General features: G+C 73.4%; 14 protein-coding genes. 5 read left to right on the forward strand and 9 right to left on the reverse strand.

Annotation, left to right across the window (positions count from 1 at the left end; translation table 11 throughout):
* The first annotated feature begins 157 nt into the window (after positions 1-157).
* Positions 158-1,360, forward strand: a complete 1,203-nt coding sequence (locus ACGF1Z_RS29100; RefSeq protein WP_393008989.1) for a globin domain-containing protein — start codon at positions 158-160, stop codon at positions 1,358-1,360.
* 88 nt (positions 1,361-1,448) lie between these two features.
* Here ACGF1Z_RS29100 and ACGF1Z_RS29105 read toward each other — a convergent pair whose 3' ends face one another.
* The 4 genes from ACGF1Z_RS29105 to ACGF1Z_RS29120 all read right to left on the reverse strand — a co-directional run bounded on the left by ACGF1Z_RS29105 (position 1,449) and on the right by ACGF1Z_RS29120 (position 4,605).
* Positions 1,449-2,456 carry a nucleoside triphosphate pyrophosphohydrolase gene (locus ACGF1Z_RS29105; protein WP_393008990.1) on the reverse strand — a complete coding sequence of 336 codons (1,008 nt, stop codon included), beginning with the start codon at positions 2,454-2,456 and terminating at the stop codon, positions 1,449-1,451.
* A 32-nt stretch (positions 2,457-2,488) separates the two neighbouring features.
* Positions 2,489-3,127, reverse strand: a complete 639-nt coding sequence (locus tag ACGF1Z_RS29110; RefSeq protein ID WP_393008991.1) for a SurA N-terminal domain-containing protein — start codon at positions 3,125-3,127, stop codon at positions 2,489-2,491.
* An 81-nt stretch (positions 3,128-3,208) separates the two neighbouring features.
* Positions 3,209-3,634, reverse strand: a complete 426-nt coding sequence (locus ACGF1Z_RS29115) for a GtrA family protein (RefSeq protein ID WP_393008992.1) — start codon at positions 3,632-3,634, stop codon at positions 3,209-3,211.
* Positions 3,631-4,605, reverse strand: coding sequence for a glycosyltransferase family 2 protein (locus tag ACGF1Z_RS29120; RefSeq protein ID WP_393008993.1), 975 nt, complete (start codon positions 4,603-4,605; stop codon positions 3,631-3,633). The genes ACGF1Z_RS29115 and ACGF1Z_RS29120 overlap by 4 nt, the downstream gene beginning before the upstream one ends.
* Positions 4,606-4,730: 125 nt before the next feature.
* On the opposite strand from ACGF1Z_RS29120, the gene ACGF1Z_RS29125 reads away from it, so the two are divergent.
* The 4 genes from ACGF1Z_RS29125 to ACGF1Z_RS29140 all read left to right on the forward strand — a co-directional run bounded on the left by ACGF1Z_RS29125 (position 4,731) and on the right by ACGF1Z_RS29140 (position 9,577).
* Positions 4,731-7,094 (forward strand): YfhO family protein, encoded by a 2,364-nt coding sequence (locus tag ACGF1Z_RS29125; protein ID WP_393008994.1) that lies wholly within the window; start codon positions 4,731-4,733, stop codon positions 7,092-7,094.
* Positions 7,095-7,310: 216 nt separating this feature from the next.
* Positions 7,311-7,976 carry a DUF4097 family beta strand repeat-containing protein gene (locus ACGF1Z_RS29130; protein WP_393008995.1) on the forward strand — a complete coding sequence of 222 codons (666 nt, stop codon included), beginning with the start codon at positions 7,311-7,313 and terminating at the stop codon, positions 7,974-7,976.
* A 150-nt stretch (positions 7,977-8,126) separates the two neighbouring features.
* Positions 8,127-8,609, forward strand: a complete 483-nt coding sequence (locus ACGF1Z_RS29135) for a carboxymuconolactone decarboxylase family protein (protein ID WP_393008996.1) — start codon at positions 8,127-8,129, stop codon at positions 8,607-8,609.
* 389 nt (positions 8,610-8,998) lie between these two features.
* Positions 8,999-9,577, forward strand: a complete 579-nt coding sequence (locus ACGF1Z_RS29140) for a hypothetical protein (RefSeq protein ID WP_393008997.1) — start codon at positions 8,999-9,001, stop codon at positions 9,575-9,577.
* Positions 9,578-9,914: 337 nt separating this feature from the next.
* Here the strand turns inward: ACGF1Z_RS29140 and ACGF1Z_RS29145 are convergent, their stop codons facing one another.
* The 5 genes from ACGF1Z_RS29145 to ACGF1Z_RS29165 form a co-directional block, all read right to left on the reverse strand.
* The gene (locus ACGF1Z_RS29145; protein WP_393008998.1) at positions 9,915-10,982 is read right to left on the reverse strand and encodes a helix-turn-helix domain-containing protein; all 1,068 of its coding nucleotides are present in this window, start codon (positions 10,980-10,982) and stop codon (positions 9,915-9,917) included.
* A 470-nt stretch (positions 10,983-11,452) separates the two neighbouring features.
* The gene (locus tag ACGF1Z_RS29150) at positions 11,453-11,980 is read right to left on the reverse strand and encodes a hypothetical protein (RefSeq protein WP_393008999.1); all 528 of its coding nucleotides are present in this window, start codon (positions 11,978-11,980) and stop codon (positions 11,453-11,455) included.
* A gap of 157 nt (positions 11,981-12,137) precedes the next feature.
* Positions 12,138-12,566, reverse strand: coding sequence for a hypothetical protein (locus ACGF1Z_RS29155; RefSeq protein WP_393009000.1), 429 nt, complete (start codon positions 12,564-12,566; stop codon positions 12,138-12,140).
* A gap of 123 nt (positions 12,567-12,689) precedes the next feature.
* Positions 12,690-14,231, reverse strand: coding sequence for a protein kinase (locus tag ACGF1Z_RS29160; protein WP_393009001.1), 1,542 nt, complete (start codon positions 14,229-14,231; stop codon positions 12,690-12,692).
* Positions 14,228-14,797: a hypothetical protein gene (locus ACGF1Z_RS29165; protein ID WP_393009002.1), complete on the reverse strand. Its 570-nt coding sequence runs from the start codon at positions 14,795-14,797 to the stop codon at positions 14,228-14,230. The genes ACGF1Z_RS29160 and ACGF1Z_RS29165 overlap by 4 nt, the downstream gene beginning before the upstream one ends.
* Positions 14,798-14,852 lie beyond the last annotated feature (55 nt).

Below are 14,852 nucleotides of genomic sequence, written 5' to 3' on the forward strand. Positions count from 1 at the left end.
GGGCCGGCGCTACGCGGCCGGGCTCCTCCTCCGAGCCGCGCCCGGAGCCCCTCCGCGTGCCGGCCCGCCCGGGGCACGCGGGCGCTCCGCCGCGTGAGGTGACATGTCCGTACGCGATCCGCATATGCGGTGACGCTGCGTGGCTTAGATTCACCGCGTGGATGCCGAGTTGCTCAGAAACACGTTCGCGGTCGTCGAGAGACGGGCCGAGCACGCGGCCACGTTCTTCTACTCCCACCTCTTCTGGCACAACCCGGGCGTCCGCGAGCTGTTCCCGCAGGAGATGGGCGCCCAGCGGGACCGGCTCTTCGCCGCGCTCACCCATGTGGTGACCCACCTGGAGGATCCCGGGCTCGCCGGCTACCTCGGGCGGCTGGGCCGCGACCACCGCAAGTTCCTGGCCACACCCGCGCTCTACAGCGCGGTCGGGACCAGCCTGCTCGCCGCCTTCGCGCACGCCGCCGGCGCCGCCTGGACCGTGGAGGCGGAGAAGGCGTGGGCCGAGGCGTACGGGCGGGTCGCCGACCTGATGGCGGCCGGGGCCGAGGAGGCCGCGGCGGCGGGCCTCCCCGCCTGGTGGGACGCCGACGTCGTCCGCCACGAACGCCACGGCGAGGACCTGACCCTGCTGACCCTGCGGCCCCGGCAGCCCTACCCGTACCTCGCCGGGCAGTACGTGAGCGTCAGCTCGCTGCACGTCCCCCGGATCTGGCGCACGTACTCCCTCGCCAACGCGCCGCGGGCCGACGGCACACTCGACCTCCACGTCAGCCGGATCGAGGGCGGGCTGATGAGCACCGCGCTCACCGACCGCCTGCGGGTGGGCGAGACGCTGCGGCTCAGCAGCCCGGGTGGCGCGGTCACCGCCCGCACCCCGCCCGGCAAACCGCGCACCTACATCGCCGGCGGCACCGGCTGGGCGACGGTCCGGGCGCTGCTCGAAGAGGCCGCGCAGGACGAACCACGGCTGGAGGGGCGCCTGTTCGTGGTGGCCCGCGCCAAGGAGTACCTGTACGGGCGGGCCGACGCCGAGCGGCTCCGCGAGGCGATACCCGGCCTGCACGTCACCTACATCACCGCGGCCCCGTGCCGCCCCCGCGACCAGGCCACCGAGCGGCTCGTCCAGGCACTGCGGGCCTGCGTCAACTGGCCCGCCCACGACGTCTACCTCGCCGGCCCGCCGGCCTTCCTCACCGAGGTCGCCGAGGAGCTGGCGGAGCTGGGCACCGACCCGGACCGGGTCTTCCACGACCGCCTGCCGGCCGTGAGCCCCTCCACCACCCGTCCCGGCAGCCGCGCCGAGTGGCTGATCGAGCCGCCGCAGGTCCACTGGCACGACCCCGAGGCCCGCCGGCCCTGAGGCCCGGGTCAGCCCCGGGAGCCGTCCTCACGCCCGCCCGCCCCGGGGGAACGCCGTCCTCTTCCGTCCCGCCCCCGCCGGTCGGGCGCTACGCCGTCTCCACGCCCTCCGCCGCGCGGATGGCGTCGCGGTAGAGCCGGCCCGCCGCCCGCAGCGCGGCCTCCGGGTCCACCCCGGCGGCCTCCGCCCGTACGGCCAGGGCGAGCAGTTCGTAGCCGATGCCGTCGCCCGAGGGCGGCGCCACGCCGAGCCCGGCGGTCCGCACGCGGCTCGCGAGCTTCGCCGCGAGGGCGAGCCCCGGCTGACCGAGCGGCACCCCGTCGGTGACGGACTCCCGCTGCTTCTCGACGGCCTTCGTCCGCAGCCAGTGCTCCTTGACCTCTTCCGGCGTCGTCGCCGTCGCGTCCCCGAAGACGTGCGGGTGGCGGTGGATCAGCTTCTCCACGATCGTCCCGGCCACGTCGTCCACCGAGAACGGCTCCTCCGCGTCCTCCTGGGCGATCCGTGCGTGGAACACGACCTGGAGCAGCACGTCGCCCAGCTCCTCGCGGAGCGCCTCCCGGTCGCCGTCCTCGATGGCCTCGACGAGCTCGTACGCCTCCTCGATGCCGTACTTCGCGAGGCCCTGGTGGGTCTGCCGCGAGGACCAGGGGCACTCGCGCCGGATCCGGTCCATGACCTGGACGAGGTCGAGCAGCCGGGCCCCCGGCAGGTCGTACGAGCCGGGCAGCAGCTCCAGGTCGGGCATGACGGCCCGGCCCGAGCCGGCCATCCGCGCGAGCCCGTCGGTCAGCGCCCGGTCCCCCTCGCCCGACGGCAGCACGACGACCGTCCGGCCACCCGCGCAGGCCTCGACGAGCTCCGGCGCGGAGGGTGTGAGGAGCTCGACGGCGACCCCGGCCTCCCGCAGGTACGGCAGCTGCGGGTGGTCGGCGTCGCCGCACAGCACCCGGTCCGCCCCGTGCAGCGTCTGCCAGGCCGGCCAGGACAGCAGGCCCGGAGCCACCCGGTGGCTGGCGGTGAGCAGGACGATGCGGCCGGCGGTCTCGGTGCCGGGAGCGCCGGGGGTGTCGGTGCCGGAGGTGTCGGTGTTCACCCCTCGACCCTACGTCGTCGGGGAAGGGCCCCTCAGGCGCCCGCCGCCGGGGCCTTGCTGATCTGGCGCACCCACGGCGCGGAGTAGGCGGCGAGGGTGATCTTGTCGTTGTCCCAGCTGCCGTAGCGCGGGTTCACGTCGATCCGCAGGTCCTTGGAGGCCCGGCTGAAGGCCTCCGTGAGCTTCTTCTGGCCCTCGGGGGTGTCGGTGGCGCCCAGCTTCTCGGCGATCTTGTTCATGAGCACGGCCCGGCGGGCGACGTCGTCGATCCGGCCGGGCGCCACGCCCCGCTGCTGGAGCAGCACGGCCGCCATCTGCTCCTCGCCGCCGCTCTGGCGGGCGAACTCGCCGCGGGCCTGCTGGATCTCCCCGCGGCTCGCGGTGACCCCGTTGTCCTCGGCGACCTTGTCGACCACCCGGTCGAAGATCATGTCGTGCAGTTTCTGCCGGCTGAGGTCGCCGGTCTCCCGGATGAGGGTCGCGGCCTGCGGCGAGGCCTGCTGCGCGGCGCGCACGTCCTCGACCTGGGCCTGGAGGCTGGACACCTCGATCCGCCGGCCGCCGACGACGGCCGCCGCTCCCGGGTGGGCGTCACTGCCACAGGCGGTGAGCAGCGGGGCCGCGGCGAGGAACGCGGCGGCGGAGACGGAGAGCGCAGTGCGGCGGTGCAAAGGAGCCTCCCGGCGTGGGTCGTGCGTCAGTGGGACGACCGTGCGGTGATCGATGTTAGGCAGTCGCCGTGGCCCGGGCCACTACTTGGAGGCGACTGTTTCGGTCAACGACTCACGTGTTCGGGTGGTGTCGGGTCCCAGCATGATCGTCCGGGAGAGCACGAAGGTGACGGGGATCGCGGCGGCCGCGGCGATCAGCGGCGCGAAGGTGCTGTCCACGCCGAGCAGGTCGACGAGGACGTAGACGCCGGCGGTGGTGATGACGAAGTTCGCCGCGTTGGTCAGCGGGAAGAGCAGGAACTTCCGCCAGGTCGGGCGGGTGCGGTAGGTGAAGTACGAGGTGAGGAAGAACGAGCCCACCATGGACAGCGCGAAGGCCAGGACGTGCGCGGCGAGGTACGGCAGCCGGAGCCCCAGGAGCAGGTAGAGCCCGTAGTACGTACCGGTGTTGACGGCGCCGACCAGGCCGAAGCGCACCACCTGCCAGGCCACGGCGGATCGGGTCATCGCCGGAGGAGCTCCTCGTCGTGTGCGGCGGCGTCGCGGCGCTGTCCGGGGACGGTCGCGTTGGTGGCCTGCACCAGGTAGTGCGGGCGCCGCTTCACCTCGTAGTAGATGCGGCCGACGTACTCGCCGACCAGTCCGAGCATCACCATCTGGACCCCGGCGAGGGCCGTGACCGTCACGAGCAGGGTGACATAGCCGGGTGTGTCCACGCCGTTCACCAGGGCGACACCGACGATCCAGGCGGCGTAGGCGAAAGCCACCGCGACGAGCGCCATTCCGAGATAGACGGCGGCGCGCAGGGGCTTGTTGTTGAAGGAGAGAAGGCCGTCGAGACCGTAGTTGAGCAGCTTTCCGAACGTCCATGTGGAACGCCCCTGCTCACGCACCACGTTCTCGTACGCGAAAGTCGTCGTCCGGAATCCGACCCAGGCGAAGAGGCCCTTGGAGAAGCGGTTGTATTCGGTCAGTTCCAGAACCGAGTCGACGGTCCGGCGGGAGAGGAGCCGGAAGTCGCCGACGCCGTCGACCAGCTCGACGTCCACGAGCCGGTTGATCGCCCAGTAGTACGCGCGGGCCGTCACCGTGCGGGTGACCCGGTCGCCGGTGCGGGTGCGCCGGGCGATGACCTGGTCGTATCCCTCCGCGTGCAGCGCCACCATGCGGTGCACGAGCTCCGGCGGGTGCTGGAGGTCGGCGTCCATGATGACGACGGCGTCGCCCAGCGCGTGCCGGAGGCCGGCCAGCATGGCGGCCTCCTTGCCGAAGTTGCGGCTGAAGGAGACGTAGCGCGCCCGGGGATCGGCATCGGCGATCCCCTGCAGGAGGGGCAGCGTTCGGTCACGGCTTCCGTCGTCCACGTAGACGATCTCGAATTCTCCCTCGAAACGGGAGAGTTCCTTCGTCACATGGTCGTGGAAGCGACCGATGATCTCTTCTTCGTTGAAGCACGGGACCACGATCGAGAGCAGCACGCACGACACGACAACCGGTGCGGATGTCCCCGTCGGATTCCACCGGTGACCATCAGACGACCATTGAATGAACTGCCCGGCCCGGGGGCGGATTTCGGCATTGTCACTGCCATATTCGTTCCACGATGAAGATCCGGAAGATCGGGAAGAACGGGTGGGCGGCGGCCGGTGCGGGCCGCCCGCCGGCGCTGGCCGGGATGCTCACCGTCCTCGCCGTGTGCGCGGGCGACGCCGTCGCCGACACGTTTCCCTTCGGCTCGCACCGGCGCAGCGTCAATGACCTGGGCAACGAGTACCTGCCCTTCCACGCGCGCCTGTGGGACCTGCTGCACGGCCGGGCCGACGGCGGGCTGCTGCTGAACTGGCAGTCGGGCTGGGGCACCAGCTTCCTGCCCGACCTGGGCACCTATCTGAGCAGCCCCTTCGCCCCGCTCGTGGCCCTCGCCCCGCGCGCGGACCTGGCGTACGCGCTCTACGCGGTCACCCTCCTGAAGATGGCGGCCGCGGCCGCCGCGATGGCGTTCACGCTGACGCGGATGCGGCCGGGCGTGTGGTGGGGTGCGGGGCTGCTCGGCGCGGCGTACGGGCTGTGCGGCTGGGCGGTCCTGGAGGCCGTCTACAACCCGATGTGGATGGACGGCCTCATCGCCTTCCCGCTGCTCTGCCTGGTGGGCGTGTGGGTACGGGAGGGGCGCCGCCCGCTGCTCGGGCCGCTGGTCGTCGCCGTGTGCTGGACCGCCAACTTCTACACCGCGTACATGGCGACGCTGGGCGCCGCACTCGTGCTGCTGGTGACGGCCCCGCGGTGGCGGGTGCTGCTCCGGGGCGCGCTGACGGTCCTCGTCGGCGTGGGCCTGGCCGCTCCGGTGCTGCTACCCGTCCTCCTCGGCACCCGGCAGGCGTTCCCGGGGGTCGTGCGCGACTTCACGGCGGCGGACGGCGCGGACCTGGCGGCCCGGCTGATGCCCGCCACATACGGCTTCTCCACCCCGGCCCTGTTCGTCTTCACCGCGGTCCCGGTGCTCGCGGCCTCGCTGCTCTTCCGCCGCCGGTGGCTGTGGCCGGCCGTGGTGGCGGGCGTCGCGCTCTCCCTCCAGTGGGGCCCGACCCATCTGGTGTGGCACTGCTTCGCGACGCCCAACGGCAGCCCGTACCGGCAGACCTTCGTCCTGACCGGCGTGCTCGTCCTCGCGGCCTGGGCGGCGATCGCCGACGGTCTGCCGGACCGGCGCTCCCTGCTGGGCGGCGCGGCGGTGGTCGGGCTGCCGGCCCTCGCCGCGCTCGGCAGCGCCGAGGCGACGCCCTGGGGCTGGGGTCTGTTCGCGGCGGGCCTCGCCGTCGTGGTCGTGGCCCCGTCCGTACGGCGCGGGCGGCCGGCCGCCCTGCTCCTGGCCGCGGTCCTGGTGGCCCAGGCCTCGGCGACGACCGCCTGGGGCGACAAGGAACGCCTCGCCCGGCTGGACGACTACCCCGCGTGGAGCGCGGCCGACACCCGCCGGACCGCCGCGCTCGCCGGGGCCGACGGCTGGCCCGCCTACCGCACGGACTCCGGCCGCACCCAGAGGACCGGCAACGAGCCGATGATGCTCGGCACCCAGGGCGGCTCCTACTACAGCAGCCTCACTCCCGACGTCCTGACCCGCACCATGGCCGCGCTCGGCGTCGGCTGGACCTCGCGCGGGCGCAATCTCCAGAGCCTGGACAACCCCGTCACCGACGCCCTCTTCGCCGTCGGCGCGCGCTGGCGCGACGGCGCGGTGGTCCGTACCGGCCCAGCCCTGCCGCTCGTGACGCTGCGCCCGCCGGGCCCGGCCCCCGTCTACGGCCGCTCCCCCTTCCGCAACCAGGAACTCCTCCTGGGCGCCCGGGTGTACGAGCCTCCGGCGGCGGACGGCGCCTGCCGGGTCGGCACCGAGGTCTTCCTCTCGGCCCCCGACGTCACCGGCCGGGCCCGGCTGGGCGACCGCACGGTGAGGCTGCGGGGGCAGCTGCCGAAGTGGCGCGCCACGGTCACCTCCCTGGGCGTCCAGAAGGTGCCGGGCCTGCGCCCGGAGGTCCCGGCGGGGGCGGAGCTCGCCTGCCTGGACCACACCCGGCTGCGGGCCGCCGTGGCCGCCCTGCGGGCCACGGCCCCGGCGTCGGTCGCGGTGACGGACACCGGTTTCCGCGCCACTCTGCGCCCCCGCGGCCCCGGCACGCTCGTCCTCTCCTCCCCCGCCATCGCGGGCTGGCGCTGCGACGGGCGCGCGGCGGCCTCGTACGGCGGTCTGGTGGCGGCCCCGGTGACGGCCGGTCAGCGCGAGGTCGAGTGCGCCTTCCGGCCGCCGGGGCTCCGGGCGGGCCTCGGGGCGGGCGCGGCGGCGCTGCTCGTGCTCGTGGCGTGGCCGGCGCTGCTCCGGTGGCGCCGCCGGCCGGGCGCCCCGGAAGGCCGGCCGCCCCCGGACGGCACCGCCGGTGCCGAGCCGCTCGTCCCGGCGGCGCGGACGTAGCGTTCACCCCCCTCCATTGCAATGGAAGGGGGGTGCGCCACCCCTCGGGCGTTGCGTTAGATTCCCATCCGACGCAACGATTTGTGCCACCTGAACTGCGACTATGGTCAGTTGACGCAACAAGCTTGTTGCCCATCCCTCGAACGCAACGTAGCGTTTCCCATGTCAGAAACGACGGGCCGCACGGGCCCGCGCTGCACACCGAGGAGAAGCATCATGCTGAAGTTCGCCACCGCCGCCCCCGTCACCGCCGTCGTCGAGATCCCCGCAGGGCGCGTCCGCCTCCACGCCGCCGACCGCTCCGACACCACCGTCGAGGTCCTGCCCGCCGACCCCGCCAAGAGCCGCGACGCCAAGGCCGCCGAACGCATCGCGGTCACCTTCGCCGACGGCGTCCTGCGCATCGAGAGCCCCGCGGCGGAGAACCGGATCCTGGGCGACACCGGCTCCGTCGAGGTCGTCGTCGAACTGCCCGCCGGCTCCCGCGTCGAGGGCAGGGCCGCCGCGGCCGAACTGCGCACCGAGGGGCGCCTCGGCGACGTCACCTTCGAGGGCGCCTACCGCCGGATCGCCCTCGACGAGACCGCGAGCCTCCGCCTCACCGCCACCGACGGCGACGTGGAGGTCGGCCGGCTGGACGGCCCCGCGGAGATCAGCACCCAGCGCGGCGCCATCCGGATCGCCGAGGCCGTCCGCGGCACGCTCGTCCTGAGCACGCAGTCCGGTGACATCACGGTCGGCGCCGCCGCCGGCGTCTCGGCCACCCTCGACGCAGGCACCGCCTACGGCCGGGTCGGCAACGCCCTCCGCAACGACGGCGCCCCCGCGCTCGACATCCGCGCGACGACCTCCAACGGCGACATCACCGCCCGCAGCCTGTGACCCGCGCTGCGACGCCGCTCCCCCGCCGCGGCCGGACGTGACGCGGGTCACGTCCGGCCGTGTCACAGCCCGGCGGGCCGTCTCGTCCCAGGGTTGAAGCCGCTCGGCAAGGCGCCGGCGACAACACAGGAAACGGAAGAGGAGCCCCTCATGGAACCGCGTCTCAACATCTTCGGCAGCCCGGTCTCCGCCAAGCTCGTCAAGCACCTCGTGGCGGCGGGCAGGGTCGTCGAGGAGGCCGGGGTGCCGCTGTCCACCCAGGAGCTGGTGAAGATCCGCGCCAGCCAGATCAACGGCTGCGCCGGCTGCCTGGACATGCACACCAAGGAGGCCGTCGCGGCCGGTGAGACCGCCGTCCGGCTCGCGCTGGTGGCCGCCTGGCGCGAGGCCAAGGTCTTCACCGAGCCCGAGCGCGCGGCCCTCGCGCTGGCCGAGCACGGCACCCGCCTCGCCGACGGCTACGGCGTCCCGGACGAGGTCTGGGAGAACGCGACCAAGCACTACGACGACGACCAGCTCCTCGCCCTCACCTCGCTGATCGCCCTGATCAACGCCTTCAACCGCCTGAACGTCATGCTCCAGGTGCCGGCGGGCGACTACGTGGCGGGCCAGGCGGCCGCGATGCACGCCTGAACGCCCACCACCCCGCTCACCCCCCGTGCTCCTCCGCGAGATGCCGCCGGAGGAGCACGTTCGCGTCGGTCTCCGCCCTCCCGTCGTACCGCGACCGCGCCTCCCGCCGCCGCGCGGCGAGCCCGTCACAGTCCGCACACCCGGCTGCGGATACGGGCGGCACCGGGACCTTCGAGGCCACCGCCTGGTCCGCGTTCGTGGAAGGCGTCAAGGCCGTCGGCCGACGGCAGGGAACACCGGTCGGATTCTGCCGGAACCCGGCATGGTCGTGAGTCCGTCGGTTCTCCGACCATGGGGGGGCATTCCGAGTCGCGAGAACGGGTCTCTTTCATGGCATGGGCAGGGGGATCGGGCATGGTCGTGAGTCCGCGGGAAGCGCAGAGCCAGGCATGATCGAACTGAGCTTCCGGGCGAGGGAGCGCCTCCGTCCGCAGAAGTCGCTCGTGGTGCTGGCAGTCGTCGCCGTGAGCGTCGAGGGGGTCGCCGCGTTCGTCCAACTCCGTCCGCCGGCGTTCTCCTTGCTGACGGGCGGGATCATCGCTCTCGTCGTGCCGGTGATCCTCCTGTCGCTGCGGAGCTGGAGCCGGGTCGGAGCCGACGGCATCACCATCTGCTGGGGCCTCGGACGAGGCCGCACCTACCCCTGGCGCGAGATCCGGTGGATCGACGTGCGCGAGACCAAGGGCACGTACGGGTCGACCTACGCGGTCCGCATGTTCGTGGAGGGCGGCCGACGTCGTTCGCTGCCCGGGCTCTACCGCAGCGACACGTATCCCGCCCCCGACTTCGAGGAACAGTTCCAGCAGGTCGTCGCGTGGTGGGAGCTGAGCACGGACCAGGCCGCACGCATCCGACCTTCGAGGCAGGTCCGGGACCTGCTGACTCCCACCGTGCTCGGCCTCGTCGTCGTACCCGCCGTCATCCTCCTCGCGGTGGGTTTCGTCGTCGTGCTCTTCTCGCCGCATTAGGCGAGGCCCGCCGCGCCCGGACGGCGGTCCCCGTACGGCGGATCCGGTGCACGATCCCGGAGCCGGCCGACCAGATCCGCAACCGCAAGCGCCTCGGATCCTCCGGTGGCCGCCCGCCGGCTTTCGACCGGCAGGACTACAAGGCGCGTCACGCGGTGGAGTGCGGGATCAGCCGCCTCAAGCAGCACCGGGCTGTTGCGACCAGATACGACAAGCTCGCCGTGCGTTTCGGGGCGGCCGTTCACGTCGCGGCGATCAACCAGTGGGTGTGAACCCCGGCCGTCGGGCCGTGTCATCCCGGCCACCGGGTACGAGCAGCAGCCATGAAAGCGCGAGGCTAGGCGGCGCTCGCCGTGCGGGTGCGGCAGGGGCGGCACCGGCCCGGTTCCGGCGCCCGGAACGCGTGGTCGCAGTCCTCGCACGTCTGGAAGGGGTCCGGGGCCGCGGGTCGGGCCGGAAGGGGCGGCGGGAGCAGCTCCGTCAGGCGGTGGGCGAGCAGGCCGGCCGGGTGTCTCAGGCCGTCGGGCAGGCACGCGGTGAGGGTGCGGCGTACGGCGTCGGGAGTGCAGCCGCGGGCGAACCACGCGTCCACGTGGGGCGCGAGGCGGTGGACGTCCCGCGCGGAGAGCACCAGGCGCGGTTCGGCGGCGCGTAAGCCGAGGAGCAGTTCGGCGGCGGGGCCCGTGGGCGGCGGCGCCGGGGCGGCGTTCGCCCGGAACGGGCGCACCGACCTCGGGCGCGGCGCCGCCTCCCCCGCGCGCCCCCGCAGGGGCGCGGGGGCACCACCGCCCGACGGCGGTACGGGGTCGGGGTCGGGTTCCGGCTCCGGCTCCGGCTCCGGCTCCGGCTCAAGTTGCCGGGCGGGAGCGCTGTCGGGGTCCGTGTCCCTCTCCGGGGCCGTGTCCGGGTCCCGGTCCACGCAGGGGTCCGGCTGCGGGTCATGCTCCGCCCACGGGTACGGGTCCATGTCCACGGCCAGGTCCGGCTCCGGCGCAGGCTCCGGCTCCGGCTCCGGCTCCGGCTGCCGGACCAGGGCGCGCTCCCACTGGAGTTCCGGGCCCTGCCACAGGTCCACGCCCTGCCACGGGTCCGGCTCCGGCCACGGCTCCGGCGCCAGGGGCGGAGCAGGAGCCGGGCCCGGCTCCGGCGCAGGCTCCGGCTCGGACGGCCTGGCCGCCCACCGCGCGTCCGGGTGGTTGTAGGACCTCGTACAGGTGATCACCTGGCCGTTGGGGAGCCGTACCCTCGTGCGGTCCAGGTAGCCGAACTCCTCGATCTCCCGGAGGGCGGCGGCGATGCGGACCTCGCCCTCGGGGCACGTGGCGGCGAGGGCGCGGATGGAGACGTCGGCCCCCTCGGGGAGCGACTGGATGTAGGACGAGAGGCCCCTGGCGACGAGCGACATGCGCCGGTTCTGGAGCAGGCCGTTGTCAATGACCGAGAAGTCGCGGGTCTGCCTGATTTTCGCGTGAGTGACACCGGATCGGGTGGCAGTCCCGGGAGTCGCGGGCACGGCGTGACGGCGCCCGCTAGGGTGTGGGGTATCCATCAGGGAAGGTCTGTCTTCCTCGTTGGTCAGGCCCTCGATCGGGATCGCTAGTCCCGGCCGGGGGCCGATTCGTTTGTCGGGTCGCCGCGAGCATATGCCAGGCAACAGGGCGCGAATCCAGCCCAGTTGGGTCAATTCCCTCATGTGGGTGACGGTCGCACACGTGTTGCCGCCGGGGAGGCTGGAGGGGGGGGTGGGTTCTTTCCCCCGGTACTTGTTCTTTGGATCGCCCGACACACCGGACCGCGCTCGTCCACGATCCGGCCCTCCTCCCGCCGGGGGCCACCGGATCCCGGCCGATCACGCCCCGGGCGCCGGGCGGAGGCCTACAGGCGGTCCCCGACTCCGGCCGGTGCGGGGGGATGGATCCCTCCGCCGTCCTTGAGGTCCTGCTCGCAGGTCCGCCGCCCGTAGGAGAGGTCGTTGGGGAGCAGGAGCACTCCCGCGACCCGCGCGGGCTGTGCGACGGAGAGCCAGCCGTCGCCCGTGAGAGCGCCCCGCGGTCCGAACGCCTCGGACGAGGCCAGCGTCTGGCACATCAGCGCCACGCGCTCCTCGTCGACCGCGCAGACGTCCACCGCGGGGGCGGAGCTTCCGTCGGAGCCGTCGAAGCGGTACCGGAAGTGGACCTGGTCCCCCTGGGCGGGCACCTGCGGGTGGGGCTCCAGGCTCCAGCCGGCGACCTCTGCGGTGACGCCGGTCGGCCGCCCGGACGGGTCGACGACACGTACTCGGACGCCCGCCTCACCGCGCTCCGCCGTGGTGTCGGTGCAGCCCCAGGAGGCGGAGCAGCCGGACAGGGCAAGGATCACCAGGGCAGACGCGGCACCGGCCAACACCCGTATGGATAACACGCGGACGACCTCCTGAGGAGCAGGGAGCCGAGAAGTCTAGCCAGGCGTCGGGCACCCGGAGACGCGGGGCCGTGCCGCGAGGACCTCCGGACCGCCCCCGGACACACGGAAAGGGGCCGGCCCCAGCGGGCCGGCCCCTCCCCCGTATGCGGGCGGGTTACTTCGCCGCGACCTCTTGGACGCAGAGAACGAACTTGTCCGGGCCGTACTGCTGAGCCAGGGCCGTGTACTTGGTCTCGTCGCACTTGTCCAGGTCGAAGGTGCCTTCGTGCAGCTGAGCGACCTTGAAGAGCTTCGCCTTGCCCGAGGAGCAGTCCGCGGTGTCGACCTTCGGGGCACTGTCCGGGCCGGTGATGGTGAGGCAGTCGCCGACCTCGGCGTGAACCGGGGTCTTGCCCGCCAGGAAGTCGAATCCGAAGCCCACACCGAACTTGACCACGGCGACGACCGCGACCAGCACGAGGAGGAGCAGTACGCCGCCGAGCTTCTTCATGAAGCCGCCCTGCTTCTGGGGCTCGGGGGCCGGCGCCGGGGCACCAGGGGTGGCGGCGAAGGGGTCGGCGTGCTGCTGCGGAGGCGTGGCCATGCGGGAATCCTTGCGCGACGTGGACATGATCGAACGCGCACGTTACACAGGACACATCAGCACATTCCGGACTCACGTGTTCCATTGGCTATTCCGGTACGGACTCGTGATCCTGCCGACCCGTCAGAACCCGCGCCCCATCTGCCGCTGACGCTCCACGGCCCGCCGCAAATCACCCGCAAGCGGGTGGTACGGGCCGTATTCCCGCTCCACGTCGAAGAGGAGCGCGCTCAATTCGCCCTGTCCCGCCGCATGGTCCCCCCGTGCCAGCAGCAACAGGCCGATCCGGTGGCGGATGTCGAAGAAGCGGGACCGGCGGTCCGGGTCCGCGCCGCCCTGCGCGTAGTACGGCAGGAGCGCGCGGTACTCGGTGAGCGCGGCCGCCGGGTCGCCCAGCTGCTCCAGGCACAGCGCCACGTCGTAGCGGAACTGCAGGGTCTGCGGGTCGGCCGGGCCCGCCTCCGCCGCCCGGTCCTCGGCGAGGCGGCGCAGCTCCGGCAGGGCGCGGCGGTACTGGCCGTCGTCCAGCAGCGTCGTCGCGTACTGCTTGCGCAGGATGCGGACGACCGGCGAGTGCTCGCCGTGCTCGGCGGCGGCGGCCGGGAGGATGCCGCCGAGGATGTCCACGGCCTGGGTGATCGAGCCCTCGGCGAGCAGCCGCTTCACCTCGTCGACGGCCGCCGCCACGTCCGGCTTCGCCGGCGCGTACGCCGGCGGAGGGGGCGCCGCGACGACCTGCACCGCCCGGTCGGGCCAGGGCGCGTGCGGGCGGCGGAACGAACGCGTCGGGTCGAGCGGTCCCGAGGGGCCCGGCGCGCCGCGCGGCGGCAGGAGCGGCAGCAGCGCCTCGTACACCTCCTGCGCGCCCGACGGGCGCGCCTGCGGGTCCTTCGCGAGCAGCCGCAGCACGAGCGCTTCGAGGGCCTCGGGCACCTCGGGGCGCAGCCGGCGGACCGGGACGGGCGGCTCGTACAGATGCCGGTGCAGCACGCCGAGCGCCGTGGAGCCCGCGAACGGCACGTTCCCGCTGAGGAGTTCGTGCAGCAGCACGCCCAGCGCGTACAGGTCCGTGTACGGGCCGACGGCGCCGCCCATGGCCTGCTCGGGCGCCATGTACGCGGGGGTGCCGATGGGCGAACCGGTGTGGGTGAGGCGGGTGGTGTCGGTGTCGGTGTCGAGGACGGACGCGATGCCCAGGTCGAGCACGGTGACGGTGCCGTCGGGGCGGACCATCACGTTGCGCGGCTTGAGGTCCCGGTGCACGATCGGCACCGCGTGCACGGCCGCGAGCACGGCGCACAGCTGGGCGGCGACGGACACCGCCCACGCCCACGGGTACGGGTCCTGCTCGGCCAGGTGGTCGGCGAGGTCGGCGCCCTCCACGTACTGCATGACCAGATACAGCTCGTCGCCGTCGCTGCCCGCGTCGTGGACGGTGACGAGGCCGGGGTGGTCGACCTGCGCGGTCACCCGGCACTCGCGCACGAAGCGGCGCCTGAGCTCCTCCGCGGCCGTGGCCGGTCCGCTGATGGTGGCGGGGCTGAGCAGCTTGACGGCCACCCTCCGGTCGAGCCGGCCGTCGTAGGCGGTCCAGACCTGGCCCATGCCGCCCTGCCCGATGAGCGTGGAGAGCTCGTAACGACCGCCGATGACACGGCCGTTCACTGCCCGCCTTCCCGCGGGTCCTTGCGGAGCAGGTGGCTGAGTTCGTCGAGCTCGGCGCGGACCTGGTCGATGCGGGGACTGGCCACCGGCGGCTGCTGCGGCGCGACCTGCCGCGGCTGGGGCTGGGGCTGGGGCTGCGGCTGCGGCTGCGGCTGCGGCGGGTAGCCGTAGGCGGGCTGCTGCGGCACCGTCGGCGCGTACGGGTTGTACGGCGGAGACGCCTGCCCGCGGATCGCCGTGCGGTCGTGACGGATGTCCACCACCAGGAAGTACGCCGTGAAGGCGGCCGCGTTCACCAGGACGAGCCCCACGGCCCAGTCGGCCTGGGTCGTCTCCGGGTCGTCCGGCATCAGGACGATGCCGGCGATCACGACCGCCACGGAGACGGCGAGCAGGATCCAGTCGGCCACCCGGCGGGTCAGCAGACCGATGCGCAGCGCCGTCACCCAGGTCAGGAGCCCGCAGCTGAGCAGCGGGAGCACCGCGAAGACCACCCTCAGCACGATGACGTTCGCCGGGACGCCGCGCGGCGGTGGCGTGGGCTGGGGGTAGCCGTGGCCGTACATTGCTGCTCCCGGATCGGTCCTGTGACGGTTCTGTCGGGGATGAGCGTATACACCG

The sequence above is a fragment of the Streptomyces sp. NPDC048018 genome (assembly GCF_043202995.1).
Taxonomy (GTDB): domain Bacteria; phylum Actinomycetota; class Actinomycetes; order Streptomycetales; family Streptomycetaceae; genus Streptomyces.

Excerpts from the sequence above, each read along its gene's own strand:
- ACGF1Z_RS29125 (WP_393008994.1), top strand. The coding sequence starts at position 4,731 with ATGAAGATCCGGAAGATCGGGAAGAACGGGTGGGCGGCGGCCGGTGCG.
- ACGF1Z_RS29115 (WP_393008992.1), bottom strand. The coding sequence starts at position 3,634 with ATGACCCGATCCGCCGTGGCCTGGCAGGTGGTGCGCTTCGGCCTGGTC.
- ACGF1Z_RS29140 (WP_393008997.1), top strand. The coding sequence starts at position 8,999 with ATGATCGAACTGAGCTTCCGGGCGAGGGAGCGCCTCCGTCCGCAGAAG.
- ACGF1Z_RS29130 (WP_393008995.1), top strand. The coding sequence starts at position 7,311 with ATGCTGAAGTTCGCCACCGCCGCCCCCGTCACCGCCGTCGTCGAGATC.
- ACGF1Z_RS29145 (WP_393008998.1), bottom strand. The coding sequence starts at position 10,982 with ATGTCGCTCGTCGCCAGGGGCCTCTCGTCCTACATCCAGTCGCTCCCC.
- ACGF1Z_RS29155 (WP_393009000.1), bottom strand. The coding sequence starts at position 12,566 with ATGGCCACGCCTCCGCAGCAGCACGCCGACCCCTTCGCCGCCACCCCT.
- ACGF1Z_RS29165 (WP_393009002.1), bottom strand. The coding sequence starts at position 14,797 with ATGTACGGCCACGGCTACCCCCAGCCCACGCCACCGCCGCGCGGCGTC.
- ACGF1Z_RS29135 (WP_393008996.1), top strand. The coding sequence starts at position 8,127 with ATGGAACCGCGTCTCAACATCTTCGGCAGCCCGGTCTCCGCCAAGCTC.